At 62.8% G+C, this 20,357-nt stretch carries 24 protein-coding genes; 15 read left to right on the top strand and 9 right to left on the bottom strand.

Going from position 1 to position 20,357, the window contains the following annotated elements:
- Positions 1–32 precede the first annotated feature (32 nt).
- The 3 genes from AC1RZR_RS10505 to AC1RZR_RS10495 all read left to right on the top strand — a co-directional run bounded on the left by AC1RZR_RS10505 (position 33) and on the right by AC1RZR_RS10495 (position 3,090).
- Positions 33–1,010, top strand: coding sequence for a tripartite tricarboxylate transporter substrate-binding protein (locus AC1RZR_RS10505; protein ID WP_477277885.1), 978 nt, complete (start codon positions 33–35; stop codon positions 1,008–1,010).
- A gap of 96 nt (positions 1,011–1,106) precedes the next feature.
- Entirely contained in the window at positions 1,107–1,571 is a 465-nt protein-coding gene (locus tag AC1RZR_RS10500) for a tripartite tricarboxylate transporter TctB family protein (protein ID WP_477277887.1), read from the top strand.
- 10 nt (positions 1,572–1,581) lie between these two features.
- Positions 1,582–3,090, top strand: a complete 1,509-nt coding sequence (locus AC1RZR_RS10495; RefSeq protein WP_481828454.1) for a tripartite tricarboxylate transporter permease — start codon at positions 1,582–1,584, stop codon at positions 3,088–3,090.
- Here AC1RZR_RS10495 and nth read toward each other — a convergent pair.
- Positions 3,087–3,881 carry an endonuclease III gene (nth, locus tag AC1RZR_RS10490; protein ID WP_481828453.1) on the bottom strand — a complete coding sequence of 265 codons (795 nt, stop codon included), beginning with the start codon at positions 3,879–3,881 and terminating at the stop codon, positions 3,087–3,089. The genes AC1RZR_RS10495 and nth overlap by 4 nt on opposite strands.
- Before the next feature lie 22 nt (positions 3,882–3,903).
- On the opposite strand from nth, the gene AC1RZR_RS10485 reads away from it, so the two are divergent.
- Positions 3,904–4,398, top strand: a complete 495-nt coding sequence (locus AC1RZR_RS10485) for a DUF2244 domain-containing protein (RefSeq protein WP_481828452.1) — start codon at positions 3,904–3,906, stop codon at positions 4,396–4,398.
- A 9-nt stretch (positions 4,399–4,407) separates the two neighbouring features.
- Here the strand turns inward: AC1RZR_RS10485 and AC1RZR_RS10480 are convergent, their stop codons facing one another.
- A complete protein-coding gene (locus AC1RZR_RS10480; RefSeq protein WP_481828451.1) occupies positions 4,408–5,223 on the bottom strand; it encodes a class I SAM-dependent methyltransferase in 816 nt (271 codons plus the stop codon).
- 167 nt (positions 5,224–5,390) lie between these two features.
- On the opposite strand from AC1RZR_RS10480, the gene AC1RZR_RS10475 reads away from it, so the two are divergent.
- From AC1RZR_RS10475 to AC1RZR_RS10440, 8 genes are all read left to right on the top strand, one after another.
- Complete coding sequence (locus AC1RZR_RS10475) at positions 5,391–6,269, top strand: methylated-DNA--[protein]-cysteine S-methyltransferase (RefSeq protein ID WP_481828450.1); 879 nt, start codon at positions 5,391–5,393, stop codon at positions 6,267–6,269.
- 220 nt (positions 6,270–6,489) lie between these two features.
- A complete protein-coding gene (locus AC1RZR_RS10470; RefSeq protein WP_477277899.1) occupies positions 6,490–6,960 on the top strand; it encodes a hypothetical protein in 471 nt (156 codons plus the stop codon).
- A gap of 19 nt (positions 6,961–6,979) precedes the next feature.
- Complete coding sequence (locus tag AC1RZR_RS10465) at positions 6,980–7,372, top strand: hypothetical protein (RefSeq protein ID WP_481828449.1); 393 nt, start codon at positions 6,980–6,982, stop codon at positions 7,370–7,372.
- A complete protein-coding gene (locus AC1RZR_RS10460; RefSeq protein WP_481828448.1) occupies positions 7,339–7,854 on the top strand; it encodes a hypothetical protein in 516 nt (171 codons plus the stop codon). The genes AC1RZR_RS10465 and AC1RZR_RS10460 overlap by 34 nt, the downstream gene beginning before the upstream one ends.
- Positions 7,826–8,311: a hypothetical protein gene (locus AC1RZR_RS10455; RefSeq protein ID WP_477277905.1), complete on the top strand. Its 486-nt coding sequence runs from the start codon at positions 7,826–7,828 to the stop codon at positions 8,309–8,311. The genes AC1RZR_RS10460 and AC1RZR_RS10455 overlap by 29 nt, the downstream gene beginning before the upstream one ends.
- 144 nt (positions 8,312–8,455) lie before the next feature.
- Entirely contained in the window at positions 8,456–9,361 is a 906-nt protein-coding gene (locus AC1RZR_RS10450; protein ID WP_481828447.1) for a ribokinase, read from the top strand.
- A 1-nt stretch (position 9,362) separates the two neighbouring features.
- On the top strand, positions 9,363–10,814 hold the full coding sequence (locus tag AC1RZR_RS10445; RefSeq protein ID WP_481828446.1) for an amidase: 1,452 nt from the start codon (positions 9,363–9,365) through the stop codon (positions 10,812–10,814).
- A 113-nt stretch (positions 10,815–10,927) separates the two neighbouring features.
- A complete protein-coding gene (locus AC1RZR_RS10440; protein WP_095084705.1) occupies positions 10,928–11,542 on the top strand; it encodes a LysE family translocator in 615 nt (204 codons plus the stop codon).
- A 152-nt stretch (positions 11,543–11,694) separates the two neighbouring features.
- On the opposite strand, the gene AC1RZR_RS10435 is transcribed toward AC1RZR_RS10440, so the two are convergent.
- Positions 11,695–12,636 carry a nucleoside hydrolase gene (locus AC1RZR_RS10435; RefSeq protein WP_481828445.1) on the bottom strand — a complete coding sequence of 314 codons (942 nt, stop codon included), beginning with the start codon at positions 12,634–12,636 and terminating at the stop codon, positions 11,695–11,697.
- A 304-nt stretch (positions 12,637–12,940) separates the two neighbouring features.
- Between AC1RZR_RS10435 and AC1RZR_RS10430 the strand changes: the two genes are divergently transcribed.
- Positions 12,941–13,366, top strand: a complete 426-nt coding sequence (locus AC1RZR_RS10430; RefSeq protein WP_023760739.1) for an Hsp20 family protein — start codon at positions 12,941–12,943, stop codon at positions 13,364–13,366.
- 65 nt (positions 13,367–13,431) lie between these two features.
- Positions 13,432–13,689, top strand: coding sequence for a BQ00720 family protein (locus AC1RZR_RS10425; RefSeq protein ID WP_095084707.1), 258 nt, complete (start codon positions 13,432–13,434; stop codon positions 13,687–13,689).
- Positions 13,690–13,774: 85 nt separating this feature from the next.
- On the opposite strand, the gene ptsN is transcribed toward AC1RZR_RS10425, so the two are convergent.
- From ptsN to lptC, 6 genes are all read right to left on the bottom strand, one after another.
- A complete protein-coding gene (gene ptsN, locus AC1RZR_RS10420; RefSeq protein ID WP_013529589.1) occupies positions 13,775–14,239 on the bottom strand; it encodes a PTS IIA-like nitrogen regulatory protein PtsN in 465 nt (154 codons plus the stop codon).
- A gap of 59 nt (positions 14,240–14,298) precedes the next feature.
- Positions 14,299–14,883, bottom strand: a complete 585-nt coding sequence (gene hpf, locus AC1RZR_RS10415; protein WP_379102963.1) for a ribosome hibernation-promoting factor, HPF/YfiA family — start codon at positions 14,881–14,883, stop codon at positions 14,299–14,301.
- A gap of 265 nt (positions 14,884–15,148) precedes the next feature.
- Positions 15,149–16,675, bottom strand: a complete 1,527-nt coding sequence (rpoN, locus tag AC1RZR_RS10410) for an RNA polymerase factor sigma-54 (RefSeq protein ID WP_481828444.1) — start codon at positions 16,673–16,675, stop codon at positions 15,149–15,151.
- A gap of 199 nt (positions 16,676–16,874) precedes the next feature.
- A complete protein-coding gene (lptB, locus tag AC1RZR_RS10405) occupies positions 16,875–17,693 on the bottom strand; it encodes an LPS export ABC transporter ATP-binding protein (RefSeq protein WP_477277920.1) in 819 nt (272 codons plus the stop codon).
- Positions 17,693–18,274, bottom strand: coding sequence for an LptA/OstA family protein (locus AC1RZR_RS10400; protein ID WP_379102969.1), 582 nt, complete (start codon positions 18,272–18,274; stop codon positions 17,693–17,695). The genes lptB and AC1RZR_RS10400 overlap by 1 nt, the downstream gene beginning before the upstream one ends.
- A complete protein-coding gene (gene lptC / locus AC1RZR_RS10395) occupies positions 18,261–18,974 on the bottom strand; it encodes an LPS export ABC transporter periplasmic protein LptC (protein ID WP_477277922.1) in 714 nt (237 codons plus the stop codon). Before lptC ends, AC1RZR_RS10400 begins: the two co-directional genes overlap by 14 nt.
- Before the next feature lie 416 nt (positions 18,975–19,390).
- On the opposite strand from lptC, the gene sppA reads away from it, so the two are divergent.
- Positions 19,391–20,347, top strand: a complete 957-nt coding sequence (sppA, locus tag AC1RZR_RS10390) for a signal peptide peptidase SppA (RefSeq protein WP_477277924.1) — start codon at positions 19,391–19,393, stop codon at positions 20,345–20,347.
- Positions 20,348–20,357: the final 10 nt, after the last annotated feature.

The following is a 20,357-nucleotide window of genomic DNA, read 5'->3' as shown; positions in this document are numbered from 1 at the left end:
GGTTGGAGATTATGCCCTGGGAGGAGATCACGATGAGAAAACTAGTCGCCGCTCTGGCTGCCGCTGCGGCCATCACGCTTTATCCGTTCGCAGCGGGCGCACAGACCTATCCTGAACGAACCATCACCGTTGTGGTACCGTTTGCCGCCGGCGGCCCGACCGACACCGTCACGCGCCTTGTCGCGGAAGCCATGTCGAAGGATCTCGGTCAGCAGGTCATCGTCGAGAATGTCGGCGGCGCCGGCGGCACGCTTGGCGCGGGCCGCGTCGCCAACGCCGAGCCGGACGGCTACACGCTGCTCCTCCACCACATCGGCATGGCGACAAGCGCAACGCTATACAGAAAGCTCGCCTACGACACGCTGAACGCCTTCGACTATGTCGGCCTCGTCACCGAGGTGCCGATGACCATCGTCGGCCGCAAGGACCTCGAGCCGACCGATTTGAAGGGGCTGGTCGACTATGCCAAGGCCAACAAGGATAGCCTCACCGTCGCCAATGCCGGGATAGGTGCGGCCTCGCATCTGTGCGGCATGCTGTTCATGAGCGCCATCGGCACACCGCTGGTCACCGTGCCCTACAAGGGCACCGGCCCGGCCATGACCGATCTTCTTGGCGGTCAGGTCGACATCATGTGCGACCAGACGACCAACACCACCAAGCAGATCCAGGGCGGCACGATCAAGGCCTATGCCGTCACCTCGCCGGAACGCCTCGATGTCCTGAAGGACGTCCCGACGGCGACGGAAGCGGGCCTTCCTCAGGTGCAGGTCGGCATCTGGCACGGCGTCTATGCACCCAAGGGCACACCGACCGAGATCACCGAACGCCTGTCGAAATCGCTTCAGGTCGCGCTGAAGGACCAGAACGTCGTGGCCCGCTTCGCCGAACTTGGCACCAAGCCGTCACCCGAAGCCGACGCGACGCCAGCGGCGCTGAAGGCCAAGCTGGAAGGTGAGATCACGCGTTGGAAGCCGATCATCGAAGCCGCCGGTCAGTACGCCGATTGAGGGCTTCAAACGGGGCGCTGCCAGCGCTCCGTTGTTGCTTCGGCGCCCGTTTTCGCATGCAACGGCGCGCCCGCGGCGCGGGCCTGGGAGGATGTCATGAAACCGTTCGCAATCGACAGGACCAACGCCACATGCGCCGCACTGTTCATCGGCTTCGGCGCGTGTTTCGCGCTGCAGTCGCTCGGCCTCGAAATCGGCACCGCCTTTCGCATGGGACCAGGATATTTTCCCCTGGTCCTGGCGATCGTGCTGATCCTGCTGGGCGCCATCATCCTCATCCAGGCAGTTCGCTTCGATAGCAGCGAGCCAATCGGGCACATTGCGTGGCGCGGCATGCTGCTCATCCTCCCTGCTCCGATCTTCTTCGGCCTGACGGTGCGCGGCCTCGGCTTTATTCCGTCGATCTTCCTGACGGCGCTGATCGCGTCGTTTGCCAGCAGTCGCATGAAGCCGCTGACCGCGCTCGCGCTGTCGGCCGGCCTGACGTTGTTTGCATTCCTCGTCTTCAGCTACGCGCTCGGCCTGCCGTTCCGGCGCTTCGGGCCATGGTTGCCATTATGAGGAGATGAACATGGAACTCCTCGGCAACCTCGCGCTCGGCTTTTCGACGGCCACATCGTTGGCAAACCTCGGTTTCTGCCTGATCGGCGTCCTTCTCGGCACGCTGATCGGCGTCTTGCCCGGCATCGGCGCCACCGCAACCATCGCCATGCTGTTGCCGATAACCTTCCAGATTGGCGACCCGGTTTCCTCCCTCATAATGCTCGCCGGCATCTATTACGGCGCGCAATATGGCGGCTCGACCACCGCCATTCTCATCAACATGCCCGGCGAATCCTCGTCGGCCGTCACCGCAATCGACGGCTACCAGATGGCTAAGAACGGCCGCGCCGGGGCGGCACTCGCGATCGCGGCCATCGGCTCGTTCTTTGCCGGCACGGTGTCTACCTTCCTCGTCGCCATCTTTGCCCCGCCACTGACGGCGATGGCGCTGAAATTCGGTGCGGCCGAATATTTTTCGCTGATGATCGTCGGCCTCGTCTCGTCCGTCGCGCTCGCCCACGGCTCGATTGTCAAGGCGCTGGCGATGGTCGTGCTCGGCCTGCTGCTCGGCATTGTCGGCACCGACATCTACACCGGCACGCCGCGCTTCACGCTCGGCATCCGCGAGTATGCCGACGGGCTGAATTTCGTTGCGGTGGCGGTCGGCGTCTTTGGCGTGGCCGAGATACTGCGCAACCTCGAAAACGAGGACGAGCGCTCGGTGCTGATCCGAAAGGTCACCGGCCTTATGCCGACCCGCGAGGACTTTCGGCGCATGGCAGCGCCCATCGTGCGCGGAACGATCATCGGTTCGGCGCTCGGCATCCTGCCGGGAGGCGGTGCGATCCTTGCAGCCTTTGCCTCCTACACAGTCGAAAAGCGCATCTCGAAAAATCCGGGGGAGTTCGGCAAGGGCGCCATCGAAGGCGTCGCCGGACCGGAATCGGCCAACAATGCCGGCGCGCAGACCTCTTTCATCCCGATGCTGACGCTCGGCATTCCGGCCAACCCGGTGATGGCGCTGATGATCGGCGCGATGATCATCCAGGGCATCGTGCCCGGCCCCAATGTCGCGACCGAACAGCGGGCGCTGTTTTGGGGCATTATCGCCTCAATGTGGATCGGCAATCTGATGCTGATCATCCTGAACCTGCCGCTGATCGGGCTTTGGGTGAAGCTGCTGACGATCCCCTATTACGTGCTCTTCCCGATCATCATGGCGTTCTGCTCGATCGGCGTCTACAGCGTCAACAGCAACGTCTACGACCTCTACGCCGTCGCCTTCTTCGGTTTCCTCGGCTACCTCCTGACCAAGTTGCGCTGCGAACCGGCCCCGCTGCTGCTCGGCTTCGTGCTCGGCCCGCTGCTCGAGGAAAACCTCCGCCGCGCCATGATCCTCGCGCGCGGCGACCCGAGCACCTTCGTGACGAGACCGATCAGCGCCAGCCTGCTGCTCATCGCGCTCGCCGTGCTCGTCATCGTCTTCCTGCCCGCGGTCAAGAAGAAGCGCGAGGAGGTGTTTGTGGAGGAGAATTAAGGTGTTGAATCGAGCGGCGCGAGCGCAACCAGCGGTGCCGGCACATCGATCGTCTTCTCCTCGGCCTTGCAGATATCGGCGATGACGCAGGCCGGGCAATCCGGCTTGCGCGCCTTGCAGACATAGCGGCCATGCAGGATCAGCCAGTGATGCGCGTGGCGCATGTATTCGTCCGGGATGATCTTCAACAACCCTTGCTCGACCTGCTCCGGCGTCTTGCCGGGCGCCAGCCCGAGCCGGTTGCCGATGCGGAAAATGTGGGTGTCGACCGCCATCGTGTGCTGGCCGAAGGCCATGTTGAGCACGACATTGGCGGTCTTGCGCCCGACACCCGGCAGCTTGACCAACTGATCGCGGTCGTCGGGCACGTCGCCGCCGTGGTCGCGGATCAGCGCCTCCGACAGCGCAATGACGTTCTTGGCCTTGTTGCGCCAGAGCCCGATGGTTCTGATATGGTCGCCGACCTTGGCTTCACCCAGCGCCAGCATCTTTTGCGGCGTGTCGGCCACCTTGAACAGCGCTCGCGTCGCCTTGTTGACGCCGGCATCGGTCGCTTGCGCCGACAGCACCACCGCCACCAGCAGCGTGAAGGCGTTGACATGTTCGAGCTCGCCCTTCGGTTCGGGCCGCTGGACGGAAAAGCGCCGGAATATCTCGTGCACTTCGGCAGCACTGTAGCGCGAACCGGACCTCACCGGCCGCGGGCGCGGCTTGGCGTTCGAGCCGTCGCGCCGGCCAGGCAAAAGTTCATTTTTGGGTGCGCTGGATTTTTTTGACTTGGGGCTCGCCATTCCCTTCCTATAATATCCCGCCATGAGCGACACAAACGCCTCATTTCAGGCCGACGAGCCATTTTTTCACGCATTGCTGACCCCGCACCGGTCGCTGGGCAGGACAGGCTTCTTCATCCTGATGGGCGCGCTGCTGTTCGGCTGGCTGGTGACGGGCGCATTTTTCCTGTCGCGCGGCGCCTGGCCGGTGTTCGGCTTCTTCGGCCTTGACGTGATCGCCGTCTACATAGCCTTCCGCGCCAACTACCGTGCCGCCCGCGCCCGCGAGGAAGTGTCGGTTTCGCGCACCTGCCTCGACATTCGCAAGACTGCCCCCTCGGGAAAATCGGAAGCGCATCGCTTCAACCCGTTCTGGGCACGGTTTTCGGTCGCCCGTCATGCCGAGATCGGCATCACCAAGATGACGGTGGAAGGACAGGGCCAGAACGTGCCGATCGGCGGCTTCCTCAATCCCGACGACCGCGAGAGTTTTGCGACAGCCTTTTCGCACGCTTTGGCGACCGCCAAGGCGCGCTGAACCAGCGCTTCAGAAGCGGTAGCGCAACAGCCTGCCAACCTTGCGCAGCGCCGGAATGTGTATCCACAGGCGGATGAACAGTTTTGCGAACCAGCCCATGCGGGCGGCATGCTCGGGCTTGTAGGCCGAGATGTCCTCGATGAACCGCAACTTCGGAACAGCCAACTCCAAATCGTGCGGATCCTCGATGTTCCAGTAGACCTTCGCGCCCGTCGCCTTGAAGGACGGGTTGAGGCGCAGCAGCTTCAGGCCGAAACGGCTGTAGGCGTCGAACATCAACTCGCCGCTGGCAAGATGCGAGACAAGCCGCGCAAACAGGCGCGGCCCCTCGTTGGCGGGGAGATAGGGCGTCAGTCCCTCCGCCACCACTATGGCCGGGCGATTGCGGGGCACTTCAGCCAGCCAATCCGGCTGGATCACCGACGAAGCGACCAGATGGTAACTGTCGCGGGACGGGTAAAGCTTGCGCCTGAGTTCGATGACTTCCGGGTAGTCGACATCGAACCAGTCAACGCCTTGTGGCGGGTCGACACGGAAGATGCGCGTATCGAGCCCGCAACCCAGATGCAGCACGATGGCGTCGGGATTTCTGGCGAGAAAGTCCTGAACGCGGACGTCCAGCGTCTTTGCCCTGATCGCCAGGCCGACGCCGAGATTGTCGTCGACCTTGAGCCTGGAGAAATCATAGTCGATGTTGCGAACCGCCTCGGCGGCGAAGTGATCCCTGAGCAGCGAGTCCGGCAACTTGCTCTCCAACGCCTTGCCGTAGAGCGCCAACAGCAAGGTCTCCTTTTCGCCGGTCAGATGCACTTTCTCGCCAGCCATGCGCGACACCTTGCTCAAACACCGAGGTAGAGCCCCATCCCGATCGCATCGGGATGGGACAGGCTCTCGAAATCCCGAGTCTATCTGGGTATGCGCCGCAAGAAGGCAAGTTTCGGGTGGCGATCGACGCCCCATGGGGCGATATTCCAGCTCAAGGAGACAATTCCATGAGCACACAGACAGCGGTCCTCAAGAAGGACATCACGCCCGAAGGCAGTGACTACGAAATCGTGCGCCGCGCCATCGAGAAGATCAGCCTCGACTATCGCGACCAGCCATCGCTGGAAGAACTGGCCGAGGAGGTCGGCGAGACGCCGACGGGCCTGCAGAAGCTTTTCACCCGCTGGGCTGGCCTGTCGCCAAAGGCCTTCCTGCAGGCGGTGACACTGGACCATGCCCGCAGACTGCTCGATTCCGGCATGCCGCTGCTCGAAACCTCGTTCGAGCTGGGCATGTCCGGCCCGGGCCGGCTGCATGATCTCTTCGTCACCCATGAGGCGATGTCGCCGGGCGACTACAAGACCCGCGGCGCCGGGCTGACCATCCGTTACGGCTACCATCCCTCGCCGTTCGGCACCGCCCTAATCATGGTCACCGACCGCGGGCTTGCCGGCCTCGCCTTCAATGATCCGGGCGAGGAACCTGCCGCCTTCGCCGACATGTCCAGCCGCTGGCCGAACGCCATCTATGTCGAGGACATGGCCGCGACGGGGCCCTATGCCGCGCGCATCTTCGACCCGACGCTGTGGCGCCCGGACCAGCCGCTGCATGTCGTCATGATCGGCACCGACTTCCAGGTTCGCGTCTGGGAGGCGCTGCTCAAGATTCCGATGGGCAAGGCCAGCACCTATTCATCGATCGCCGCCAGCATCGGCGCACCGAGCGCCAGCCGCGCCGTTGGTGCCGCCAACGGCGCCAACCCGCTCTCTTTCGTGGTTCCCTGCCACCGCGCCATCGGCAAGTCGGGCGACCTCACAGGCTATCACTGGGGCCTGACCCGCAAGCGGGCCATCCTGGGCTGGGAGGCAGGGCAAGTGTCGTCGTGAATGTCGATTTTCCAGTTGTCCCTGGAAGAATCTATGAATATCAGACTTACTAAGTATAAGTGCGATTATTGTATCGTATTTTCTTAATTGCAACCAAAGGCAACCTCTGGTTTGTCCAATTGTTATTTTCATCAATTATTTAAGTTAACCCTAAATTAACTACGATAAAGTGATGATGACCCATATTAATTCGGGCGATCCGACTTGATAGGAGGTCTCGATGATGTTGTTTCGCGCCACCTTTGGCGCAGCTCTGCTGGTCACCTGTCTTGACCAGACCGCATTGGCCACAACGCAAAATGTCATTTTCAATGGCACGATCACCGCAACCTGCACGCTTTTGATCGCCACCAACGGCACGATGACGGTGAGCCCCGATCTCCAGTCGCTAAGCTCACACAACAGTGGTGGCTTGGCCGGAACGGTCACGCTGACGACGACCGGAGGTGTGTCGCTCAGCGTAGATCCGGTCACCACCACCACGGCGCCGGCTGCCGATGTGACGGCCACCACCTGGACGCCGACCTATTCCGCCAGCGGCGCCCACACGGTCGCCGAGACGGGCTCAGCCACAAGCCTGACCGCTCCCGGCGCGTCGCTTATCTCGGTCAACCTCGCCGGCACCAAGGGGGGCAGCAACCGCTTCGCCTCCGGAAACTATCAGGCAACGGTGACGGTGCGCTGCGAATAGCTCTCGGAAGGAGGGGTCCTTGACACATGCTCGAACCTTGGCGACGGCGCTGGCCGTCGGCCTGATGCCTATAGCCGCCGTGGCCCAGTCGATGTCGCCGATGCGAGGCGAGGTCAACAGCTTCACCGACGTCTTCGCGGTCCGTGTTTTTCCGGCCAATCCCTACGACCAGAAGATCAGGGTCGAAATCCACGTCTACGATCAGGATTTTCAGCCCGTGGAAGCCAGGATTTCTCCGAGTGTCTTCCAACTGGCTTCCCAGGCCTCCCGTCCTGTCCTTGTGGTCGTGCCGTTTGCCGGCGCCGCCGAGCGTAAAGTGCGTATCTGTACCGAAAGCATCCCCTTTCCCAATCAGCAGACCCAGATAAAGGCACAGATATGCGGAAAGTTTTTTGGGCACCGCAAGTCCTGACAGTCGCGCTCGCGGCGATGTCGACGGGGATCTCGCCGGTTCTGGCCGAGGATGTCTACAATCTCAATCAAAATGAGAGCGGCTTCAACCTGCCCGGCGTGACCTTGCCGCAGGGGCAGGATGAGGTCCACGCTTCCGACGGCACCACCTGCCGTTCCGCCGTATCGGGCACCGGCGCCTATGTCGACCTCGGCGTCATCAGAGGCAACAACCAGTCGAACAATGACGTCGCCACCTACGGCCGCGTGGTGATTCCGATCGGGCGTTCGCCGAAACGCGTCGACTGCAGCCGCCTCTACGAGCTTGAGGTCGAGCGCCTGCAGCTGGAGCTGAAACTCCTCAAAATGGGGCTCGGTGCCGACGGCCAGACGGCGAGCGTGGCCGCCAGCACTCCCGCTCCTGCGGCCGCATCACCCGGATGGGCCAACGAAGGCTGGAGCATCAGGACCGGAAATGGCAATGGCAAGAAAAAGAAGAAATAACCGCGCGCTGCTTGCGACGGCAGCACTTGCCGGGTTCTGCCTTCCGGTGCAAGCGGCGATCATCGGCACCTGCACCATCATGGTGGGAGCGTCGGGAACGATGAAGGCAAATCCCGCCATCAGCATACTGGGCTCCAAACAGGCAGGCGGATCGAGCGCCAGCGCCACCATCGTGGCAAGCTCCCTGCTGTGCTCCGTGCTCAACTTGCTGGACTGCTATTCCGTTTCGGCGCCAGCGCCTGCCGCGTTCTCGTCCGCGCCGAGCGGCGGCGGCACCAACGTGACCTTCGCCTCGGTCTTCCGTCTCGATGGCTCGGGAGTCGACATCAACGGAAGTGTGCCGCAGAGGGTTATCAATGGTACCCATCCCATGCAAGTCGACCTGACCGCCACCAAGTCGAGCGGTCTCTTTCCCGCCGGCAACTATCAAGGCACGGTCACCGTGCGCTGTGAATAAGCACAAATCGATCTGGACCATTCGCGTGGTCTGGCAAGCCGCGGCCTTACGGGTTAGCTTCCCGCGCGATTGGAACGACCCGCGTTCGCCCGGACGCTTAGAGGACGCTCCAACATTTGGATCTGTCCTAGCAGGAGGCCTTGCTTGATTATTGTTGTCGGCTCGATCAACCTCGATCTGATCGCCAATGTCGATCGCTTGCCGAGCCCCGGCGAAACGGTAGGCGGCTCGAGCTTTGTCACGGCGCCCGGCGGCAAAGGCGCCAACCAAGCGCTGGCGGCGGCACGCGCCGGCGCCCCGGTGCGCATGGTCGGCGCCGTTGGCAAGGACAGCTTCGCGGCCGAAGCGCTGGCATTGTTGCGCGACGGCATGGTCGACCTGTCCGGGGTCGCCGAAACTTTTGCGTCGACGGGGACGGCGCTGATCATGGTTGGCGACGACGGCGAGAACATCATCGCGGTGGTGCCGGGCGCCAACGCTTCCGTGTTGCCCGGCGATCTCTCGAAAGCCTTCCTGAAAAAGGGCGATGTCGTACTCCTGCAGCATGAGATTCCGCTGGCGACCGTCGAAGCCGCACTCGACCAGGCAAGAGGGGCCGGCGCCATCACGGTGCTCAACACCGCTCCTTTCCAGGGCGAAGCAGCGGCCTTTCTCGGCAAGGCCGACTATGCCGTCGCCAACGAAACCGAGTTCGACCTCTATGGCGAGGCGCTGTCGCTGAAAGGCCGCGACCGGGCGGCGCGCATGCGCGACTATGCCGGGAAAACCGGCCGAACCATCGTCGTCACGCTCGGCGGCGACGGCGTTATGGCGGCGACCCCAAGCGATTTCCTGACCGTTCCGGCAATGAAGATCACCCCTGTCGACACAGTCGGCGCCGGCGACACGTTCTGCGGTTATTTCGCCGCCGGCTTGTCGTCAGGCCTCGCGCTCGACAAGGCGCTGGCACGCGCCGGCGCGGCCGGCTCGCTCGCCTGCCTGAAGCCGGGCGCCCAGCCGGCGATTCCGCTGGCCAAGGATGTCGACCAGGCGTTGCAGGAAATCCGTTGAGATGCAGCGCCCCCGGACGAAACATGCCGTGGCGCCGGCCGGCGACATCTGCCGCCTGTCCGCGGTCGCACTGGCCGACGCGATTCGCCAAAAGAAACTTTCCGTCCGCGAGGTGGTGACGGCATTCCTCGACCGCATCGAGGCGGTCAACCCGCTGGTCAATGCCATCGTCTCCTTGCGCGACCGCGGCGACATCCTGCGTGAGGCCGACGCTGCCGATGCCCGGCGGCAGGCAGGTGTCGAAACCGGTCCGCTCTTCGGCCTGCCGATCGCCATCAAGGACCTCGCCTCGACGAAGGGTCTCAGGACCTCGCTAGGCTCGCCGATCTTCGCCGATTTCGTGCCGCAGGACGACGATTTCTTCGTCGAGCGTATCCGCGACGCCGGCGCCATCATCATCGGCAAGACCAATGTCCCCGAATTCGGTCTTGGTTCCAACACCTACAACACCGTGTTCGGACCGACGCTGAACGCCTTCGACCCGGCCCTCACCGCAGGCGGCTCGAGCGGCGGCGCGGCGGTGGCGCTGGCGCTCGACATGCTGCCTGTCGCCGATGGCAGCGACTTCGGCGGCTCGCTGCGCAATCCGGCAGCCTGGAACAATGTTTTTGGCTTCCGCCCGTCGCAAGGGCTTGTCCCCGGCGGACCGGACGTTGAAGTCTTTCATGCACAGATGGGCGTCGACGGGCCGATGGGCCGCAACGTCCGCGACATGGCATTGCTGCTCGATGTGCAGGCGGGCTATCACCCGCACGCGCCATTGTCCTATGAGAAACCGGGCTCGTTCCTCGAAGGGCTTGCAACAGCAGCGGCTGGCGGCCGCATCGCCTGGTTCGGCGATCTCGGCGGTCATCTGCCGGTCGAAGCCGGTATCCTCGACCTCTGCGAGGCCGCGCTCGGCCGGTTCGCGGATGCATCCTTCCCCAGCGAACCGCTGTTGCCAGATTTCGATTTCGAAGCGCTGTGGCAAGCTTTCGTGACGCTGCGCCAGGCCAGCAGCGGCTGTGCGCTAAAGATCCACTACGACGATCCCTCGAGGCGCGGCCTGCTGAAGCCGGAAGCCATCTGGGAAGTGGAGAACGCGATGCTGCTGACGGCACCGCAGATCCGTGCGGCTTCGGTCATCCGCACGTCCTGGCATCGCGCGCTGCTGTCAATCTTCGACCGCTTCGACCTCATCGCGCTGCCGACCGCGCAGGTCTTCCCTTTCGATGTCGGCACCCACTGGCCGCGCGAGGTCGCGGGACGCGCGATGGACAGCTATCACCGCTGGATGCAGGTTTCCGCATTTGCCACTCTGGGCGGCTGTCCGGCGGTCAACGTCCCGGTTGGCTTCGACGACAAGGGCCGACCAATGGGCATGCAGCTGATCGGGAGGCCGCGCGACGACCTCGCCGTGGTGAAGGCGGCGGCAGCCTATGAGGCGACGCTACCCTGGCAGGCCGGCGCCTAGACCGGATGCATTGGCGTATCGAGACGCTTCGCGTACCGGCTTGCACCGGCGGCGCTGCCATGCATTGATTATCGCCAGTTGCGCCGCATCGACGGCATTCCAAGGGAAAAATCATGTCGCTGGAACTCTACGCCGCCTATGTCCTCGCTTGCATCGTCATCATCCTGGTGCCGGGCCCAACGGTCACGCTGATCATCGCCAACAGCATCCGCCATGGCTCCCGCGCCGGTCTTGCCAATGTCGCCGGTACGCAGGCCGGACTCGCCGTCATGATCGCCATCGTCGGCATCGGCCTCAACACGCTGATCTCGGGCATGGGCCACTGGTTCGAGTGGGTGCGGCTGATCGGCGCCGCCTATCTGATCTGGATGGGCGTGCAGATGTTCCGTTCCAAGGGAACGCTGAACGCCGACGGAACGGCCAGGAAACCGCGCGGCGGCTTCTTCCTCCAGGGCCTGCTGGTGGCGCTCAGCAATCCCAAGACGCTGGTGTTCTTCGGCGCCTTCTTCCCGCAGTTCATCGCGCCTCAAGGCAACTACTCGCTGCAGATCGTGGTCATGGGCCTCACCGCCATGATCTTCGCGGCCATCTCGGATTCGACCTATGCACTCGCCGCCGGCCGGGCCGGGCGTCTGTTGTCGGCCAGCCGTATCAAGCTCATGTCCAGGATCAGCGGCAGCTTCCTGGTTGGCGGCGGCCTGTGGCTGGCATTTTCGCGGTCGAAGTAGGACCCCTTCCCTCGCCCCGTTTACGGGGAGAGGGTGGTCGCGAAGCGATCGGGTGAGGGGCGGCGCCGGAGCTGCAAGCAGAATGTCAACGCCTGCGCCGCCCCTCATCCGCCTGCCGGCACCTTCTCCCCGTAAACGGGGAGAAGGAAGCTTTAAAGCCGCCCCAACCTCTCCACCAGCAGCGCGAAGAAGCCATCATGGTCGATGTCGCGCATCACCATGGCGTTCTTCGGCCGCTTGGTCACGCCCCACCAGTCGATCACGGTCATTCCCATGGTCAGTTCCGAGGTGGTTTCCACGCTGACATTGCAGTTGCGGCCCTGGAACAGGTCCGGCTTCAACAGATAGGCGATGACACAGGGGTCATGCAGCGGTCCGCCATCGGTGCCGTACTTCTCCTCGTCGAAGCGCTCGAAGAATTCCAGCATGTCGGCGGTCGCGGTGCCGACCTTGGTGCCGAGCTCGCGGAAGGCCTGCGTGCGCTTGGCGGTGGTCAGCGCCTTGTGGGTGACGTCGAGCGGCATCATCACGATCGGAATGCCGGATTTGAGCACGACATCGGCCGCTTGCGGATCGACATAGATGTTGAACTCGGCTGACGGCGTGACATTGCCGCCTTCGAAGAAGCCGCCGCCCATCAGCACGATTTCCTTGATGCGCGGGGCGATGCGCGGTTCGCGGATCAGCGCCAGCGCAATGTTGGTGAGGGGCCCGAGCGGGCAAAGCGTGATGGTGCCGCTGTCTTCCGTCATCAGCGTCTCGACGATGAAATCGACCGCGTACTGGTCCTGCAACTTCATCGTCGGCTCCGGCAGTTGCGGTCCGTTGAGACCGGTCTTGCCATGCACTTCCTCGGCGGTGACCAGTTCGCGCATCAACGGCCGGATGGCGCCGGCATAGACCTTGATGTCCGGCCGGCCGGCCAGCTCGCAGATCTTGCGGGCGTTCTTTTCGGTAAGCTTCAGCGGCACGTTGCCGGCAACGGCGGTAATGCCGACGATCTCCAGTTCGGAGCTGCCGAGCGCCAGCAAAATGGCGACGGCGTCATCCTGGCCGGGATCCGTGTCGATGATGATCTTGCGTGATTGAGGCATTTCAATTCCTTGTTTGGCGAGGCCATGGACTTGGATGAATCATCCGAGGGCGCCGAAACGGCGGCGAGCTGCCATGTCGAACCGCTCCGCCAGGGAAGACAATCCCGACCTGCGCGCTTCTCCTTGCATCCGCTCGCCGTTTCAAGCGCCATGTCGATCATTCCTGTGAGTCCACGACCTGGTCTTTTTGGGCGGGTCTTTTGACGGCTTGAACTTGGTCGCGGGGCGGACCATATCAAGACCACCGGGAAAAATGCCATCTGGGTTTTTCCACTTTATGTCGCTCTTGAGAGGACAGTGTAACATGAGCCGAATGACGCCCTTTTCCAGCCCGCTTCTCCTTGGTTTCGACGCCATGGAAAAGACCCTGGAACGCCTGGCGAAGTCCGGTGACAGCTACCCTCCCTACAACATCGAACGCCTCAGCGGCGCCGACGGCAAGACCGAAAGGTTGCGCATAACATTGGCGGTCGCCGGTTTCGCCGAAAGCGATCTCGATGTCACCACGGAGGAAAACCAGCTGGTCGTGCGCGGCCGTCAGACCGACGATACCGAGCGCGAATTTCTTCATCGCGGCATCGCCGCGCGCCAGTTCCAGCGCTGTTTCGTGCTGGCCGACGGCATGCGGGTGATCGCCGCGGAACTGAAGAATGGCCTTTTGTCGATCGATCTCGATCGGCCGGAGTCCGAACGGCTGGTACGGAAAATAAACATATCGGTGAAAGACTGATCTTTACTGATGGCTCTCATGCGGGATGGCCTTGAGCGGCGTCCTCGCGCCAAGGAGGCTTTGAAATGACCAGAACTGACGAAAATCTCACCATGACCAGCGGCGAATTCGCCCATCTCGGCGAGGGCTCGGTCGCCTATCTGCGCAAGGTCTCGAGCGACGAATTGCTCGGCCGTTTCCCGAACCTCGGTGAAATCGCTCCCGGTATGGAACTGTGGGCGCTGTTTGCTGCCAATGGCCAGCCGATCCTGCTTTCGGATGCGCGCGACCGCGCGCTGGCCGGCGCCATGGAAAACGACCTGACCACGGTCGCCATTCACTGAGCCCGGCACCGCCCGGCGAACGGCTGGGCTCAAACGCACAGGGCCGCCCACGGCGGCCCTTGAGTGTCGTCCAATCCAGAAAATGTCAGGCCGCGTGCGAGGCTTGCGTATCCGACAAAAGCGCGTGGATTGCCGCGGCGTCGCGCGTACCCCTGATCTTGGCCACCGTGTCGGCGTCGCGCAGCACCCGCGCGATGCGCGACAAGGCCTTGAGATGGTCGGCGCCCGCCCCTTCCGGCGCCAGCAGCAGAAACACCAGATCGACCGGCTGATCGTCCAGCGACTCGAAATCGACCGGCGTCTCCAGCCGCGCGAAAACCCCGGCGATGCGTTTCACGCCGGCCAGCTTGCCATGCGGAATGGCGATGCCGTTGCCGACGCCGGTCGAGCCCAGCCGTTCACGCTGCAGGATGGTGTCGAACACTTCCCGTTCCGGAATGCCGGAAATCGCCGCTGCCCGTTCGGACAGCAATTGCAACAGCTGCTTCTTGGAGTTCGCCTTCAACGCCGGCAGTATCGCCGGAACGTTGATAAGATCGCTCAGATCCATGCTTGAAAATCCCTTGTTCGCCTGCCGTCACCAGCCCTCACCCCTCGTGCGGCCGGCTTTTATCCCTGTGCGACCTTGGTCGTGGACGGGTCGATCCAGCCGATGTTTCCATCGGGCCGGCGATAGACGATGTTGAGATGGTCGTTTCCGGCGTTGCGGAAGACGAAGACCGGGCTGTCCTTGGTGTCGAGCTCGATGACCGCCGACGCCACCGACATGGTCTTCAGCGTCATGGTTGATTCGGCGACGATGGCCGGAGCGAAATTCTCCGGAATGTCCTCGTCGTCATCGGCCAGCGGCGCCATCACCGTGTAGGCGATGTCGGTCAGATCGCCGTTGGCGCTGCCCGAATTGTGCGATTTCAGCCGGCGCTTGTAGCGCCTCAGCCGGGTTTCCAGACGATCCGCCGCGGCCTCGAAGGCCAATGTCGGATCCTGGGCATCGCCGGTGGCCTGCAGCGAAGCGCCGGAATCGAGCCGGATCATGCAATCCGCCGAATAGCGCGAACCTGATTTGATGACCGTGACGTGTCCGGCAAAGCCGCGATCGAAATATTTGCCGATCGCTTCGCCGACGCGATCGTTGATGCGTGTGCGGAACGCATCGCCGATATCCATGTGTTTTCCCGATATGCGCAGATTCATCTGAAAACTGACCTTCCTTGCTCAGGCTTCAAACTGGCCCGAGTTTATACTCGTGGTCCGTGCGCACAAGCTTTGCGGCGTCACTCGCGCCGATTTTAAATCCGAACTTTCCGGTTGATCACAAGCCGCCCTTTGACCGTCCCGAGGCCAACGTCGTGACGGACCATCCGCATGCAGGCATCTAGCCCGTCTCATGCGGGCGGGCTTCTAGCCACTTCACCGCGGCTTGTCAATGAAGTGCTGGCCTGTGGAAAATCGAACCGTGTCAGCGCCCGGCGCTGGCCAGTGCCCGTTTCTCGCGCCGGCGCTGCACCGAGGAGGGAATATTCATGCCTTCCCGGTACTTGGCGACGGTGCGCCTGGCAATGTCGACGCCACTCTCCCGCAGCATGTCGACGATCGCATCGTCGGAAAGCACGTCGGCTGGCTTTTCCTCGTCGATCAGCTGCTTGATGCGGTCACGCACGGATTCCGAGGAATGCGCATCGCCGCCACCCGACGCGGCGATCGAGGCGGTAAAAAAGTAACGCAGCTCGAACACGCCGCGCGGCGTAAGCATGTATTTGTTCGCTGTGACCCGGCTGACCGTCGATTCGTGCATGCCGATGGCGTCGGCGACCGTGCGCAGGTTGAGCGGCTTCAGCTGGCGCACGCCATGGACGAGGAAGGCATCCTGCTGGCGAACGATTTCCGAGGCGACCTTGAGGATGGTCTTTGCCCGCTGGTCGAGGCTGCGCGTCAGCCAGTTGGCGTTTTGCAGGCATTCGGCCAGGAAATCCTTTTCCGCCTGGTTCTTCGCCTGCGGCGAGACCTGGGCGAAATAGATATGGTCGACCAGCACGCGCGGCAGCGTTTCGGCGTTGAGCTCGACTGTCCAGCTGCCGTCATTGGCGGCACGCACCTCGACATCGGCAACGATCGCGTCGCTGGCGCCGCCTGAAAACGCCATGCCGGGCCGAGGATCGAGTGCCCGGATCTCGGCCAGCATGTCGAGCAGATCCTCCTCGTCGACACCGCAGATCCGTTTCAGCGCATGGAAATCACGCCGTGCCAGCAGTTCGAGATTGGCGACCAGCGCCTTCATCGCCGGATCGAGCCGATCCCGCACGGCGAGCTGCAGCGACAGGCATTCGGCAAGGTCGCGCGCAAACAGGCCGGCCGGCTCGAAAGTCTGGCACACCGCCAGCGCCTTTCGTACCGCGGCAACCTCCGTGCCGAGACGGGCGGCGATCTCGGCCAGGTCGGCGCGCAAATAGCCGGCCTCGTCGAGGCCGTCGGCCAGGTCGGCGGCGATCAGCCGTGCCGCCGGATCGGCGAAGGCGAGCGCAACCTGTTCACCGACATGGTCGCGCAGCGTGATCGCCGCGGCCGCCATGTCGCCGGCGTCAAAACCCTCGGATGAGGAACTCGCGCCATTGCCGGACGCCGACTTCCATTGCGCCGTCAGGTCGGGACCGAGACGCTCGCTGGTCCCCGGATCGTCGGGAAACAGGTTTTCCAGCGACGTATCGAGCTTGTCCGAGATCGCCTCGGCGCTCCACTGCGTCTCGTTTTCGAACCAGTCGCCGTCGGCGGCGGCTTGCGGCTCCGCCTCGATCTTCTGCGCCTGGTCGCTGGCGGCATCCTCCTGCGGTTCGGCACGCTCCAGCAGCGGGTTGCGCTCGATCTCCTCGTCGATGAAATGCTCGAGCTCGCCATGGGTGAACTGCAGCAGCCGAATCGACTGCATCAGCTGCGGCGTCATCACCAGCGACTGCGATTGTCGTAGCTGTAGTTTCGCCGCCAACGCCATTGTCTGGTTTCAAACGCCTCGTCTACGCATCCGGGCTTCCGGACAGGAATTTTTGCAGCCGGTCATAGAAACTGGCCCAGCTTTTGCTTGTCAAGGCAAAAGCTAGCAAAACTCGCTTACCGGAGCGTTATCGGGCAACAAAATCGGAGAAATGGGTGGGCCGAGCCCCAAAAATCGTGTCAGGAAACAAATTTCACGCTCAGAGCGTAAAACCCTCGCCGAGGTAGAGCCGCCGGACATCCGGATTTGCCACCACTTCGTCGGCCCGGCCATGGGTCAGCACCTGACCGGCATGGATGATGTAGGCGCGGTCGATCAGGCCGAGCGTTTCGCGCACATTGTGATCGGTGATGAGGACGCCGATGCCGCGCGCCGTCAGATGGCGCACCAATTGCTGGATATCGGCGACCGCGATCGGATCGATGCCGGCAAAAGGCTCGTCGAGCAGCATGTAGGCCGGACGCGTCGCCAGCGCACGCGCGATTTCCAGGCGCCGCCGCTCGCCGCCGGAAAGCGACATGGACGGCGCCTTGCGCAGATGGCTGATGTGGAATTCCTCGAGCAGTTCGTCGAGATTGCGCTCGCGCTCCTTGCGGCTCTTTTCGACCACTTCGAGCACGGCGCGGATGTTCTGCTCGACGCTCAGGCCGCGAAAGATCGAGGCCTCCTGCGGCAGGTAGCCGATGCCGAGACGCGCACGGCGGTACATCGGCATCGAGGTGACGTCGAAGCCGTCGATCTCGATCGTGCCCTCATCCACCGGCACCAGGCCGGTGACCATGTAGAAGCAGGTCGTCTTGCCGGCGCCGTTGGGGCCGAGCAGCCCGACGGCCTCGCCGGCGCGCACGCCGATGGTGACGCCGCTGACGACCTTGCGGCCCTTGTAGCTCTTGGTCAGACCCTTGGCGATCAGGGTCCCCTTGAACTTTCCCTTATCGGCGGTCACCGTGGCCGGCGCCGAAAGCTTGCCGGCGGCCCGTCCCGGAAGACGCGCCGTCAGCGACGACAGGCTGACCATCAGGGGTTCGCCGCTCCCGATTTCGGCGGCGGGGTGATCGACATCTGGACACGTTGCCCAGCGCATGGATCAACCTGGGCCAACCCGGTTTTCATCTGCACGACGAGCTTGCAGCCGACCAGGACGTTGTCGTTTTGCGACAGAACGACCTTTTTGCCTGACAGCACCAGAACCTGGCTCTTCATGTCGAAGCTGCCTTGATCGCCGGTCGCGACCTGCGCATCCGACTTGATGTAAACCTTGTCGGAGATTTCCAAATGATCGATGTTGGCCGAGCCGGTCATTGCCGCACCCGCGGCTTCCGTGCCTTTGGCGGCGGCGTTTGGATCCTTGACATAATAGACCGTCATCTTGCCGGCCTTCATCAACGTCGGCCCCTGGACGACGCTGACATTGCCGGTGAAGATGGCGACATTGTCGGCCTGGCGGACCTCCAACTTGTCGCTTTCGATCTGGATCGGCTTGTCGCCCGACAGTTTGAGACCTGACTGGCTGGTCGACTGCGCCAATGACGGCACCAGTCCGAGCAGCAGCAACGCCGAAGTTGCAGCCGCGAGCCGCGTCGAACTACTGAGCCGCATTGGTTTCTCCGCTGTTTCCCTCTGCCGTTTTCAAGGCGGCGGAATCGATGTTGACGCGCACTTTGTTCTCGAAAACCAGAACCCTGCCATTGTCCTGGACCGACATCGAATCCGCCGTGATCCGCGACCCTTCACGGCTGACATCGACGGGATCTCCCGTCTTCATAGTGCCTTTGCCCATGTCGAGGAAGACCGATTTGAACTTGGCCTGCATGCCGTCGGTTGTGGTGATGGTAACGTCGCTGGTCAGGTTCATCGTGTTGCCGTTGCGATCGTAGGTGCCGCGCGAGGCCTTGATCGCCGCCACATTGTCGGGCCCGACCGGAACCTTGGCGTCGATGCCTTCCAGTTCGATGATCCCTTGCGTGCTGACATCCTGGATGGCGCGCAGCGCCGTCATCGAATAGGGCTGCTTCTGCTTGGTGAACCCGTTGAGCTTGGGATTGGCCATCACCAGCTTGCCGTTGGAAAAGGCAGTGCCTTCCGCCTGAACCGTCACGGAGACGGGCGCGGCGAGATAGGAATAGACCGGGAAAGCAATGGCGATCAGTGCCGCAGCCAGCGGCACGGCAAACTTGAGAACGCGCACGCGGCGCGAGTGACGTTGCGCGCGGTCGAAAGCATCGCCACGCATACGGCCGTCCGCCGGTGGGACCAACTCCGTCTCGTCGTTGGTCGATTCAATCGGTCGCGCTAACATTCACTGCTTTCTTCTAAACCCCTACCCACCCTGGAAACACCGCCTATAGGTGGGACGCCCGCGCCTTCAAGCAAGCACAAGCCCATGAAAACTGCAAAAATGTGACGGCCGCTTTTGTACAGATGAAAACGAGATCTGCACAACTGCACGTTCTTCATTAGCAGAAACAGCCATGCGGCGTAAGATTTGTCATCTGTCGATCCCGCCGCCGAACCTCGTGGCGATTGCACAAATGCGTGAAGAGACCTGTGCCTGGAGAGGGGCGGATGTCCGCCGGGGCCCCCATCAACCGTGGATCCGGCACGGCCATTTCGATCCGCCGCGCGGATTGTCTCGTCGCGCCGGAAAGAGAATTGCTTCCAGATGGGCGGATCATGGTCTAGAAGCGTGTCTTCCCGCCGACTGAAAGGCTGACCATGGCACTGAGAGCCGACGACCTGATCGACCGCCGCCGACTGCGGCGCAAGCTGACGTTCTGGCGCGTTGCCGCCATCGGCATCGTGGCACTCGGGGTGATTGCGCTTTCAGCCTGGTTCTACGGCGACGACTTCACCGGCTCGGCCGTCGACCACATCGCCAAGGTCAGGATCGAAGGCACCATCACCGAGGACGAGGAACTGATCAAGCGGCTGGAAACCATTCGCCAGTCGTCGAAGGTGAAAGGCGTGATCCTGTCGATCGATTCGCCAGGCGGCACCACGGTCGGCGGTGAATCGATCTATGAAGAGGTGCGCAAGCTGGCCGCCGACAAGCCGGTGGTCGCCGAAGTCGGCACGCTCGCCGCGTCGGCGGGCTACATGATCGCCAGTGCCGCCGATCACATCGTTGCCCGCAAGACCTCGATCGTCGGTTCGATCGGCGTGCTGATCCAGTATCCGGATGTCAGCGGCCTCATGGACAAGCTCGGAGTCAAGCTGGAGGAAGTGAAATCCTCGCCGCTGAAAGCCTCGCCGTCTCCTTTCAAGCCGACCAATGACGACGAACGCGCCATGGTCCGCAAGCTCATCCTCGACAGCTACGACTGGTTCGTCGGCATCGTTGCCGAACGCCGCAAGATGACCCGCGAGCAAGCGCTGGCGCTCGCCGACGGCTCGATCTTCACCGGCCGCCAGGGCGTCGCCAACGGGCTGATCGACGCTGTCGGCGGCGAGACCGAAGCGGTCGGCTGGCTGGCGACCAAGGGGGTCGATGCCAAGCTCAAGGTGATCGAATGGAAAGACACGGAACGGCGCGGCGGCTTCTTGTTCTCGAAAGCGATGGCGCAAACGATCGGCAGCGCCCTCGGCCTGCCGGCCTACAGTGGCGATGTAATTCATGAACTGGGCGCCGACCGCTTGTTTCTTGACGGTCTCGTTTCCGTCTGGCACCCTTGAGATGCCGTTT

Source organism: Mesorhizobium bavaricum, assembly GCF_056781655.1.
This window is presented reverse-complemented; position numbering and strand designations above follow the sequence as displayed.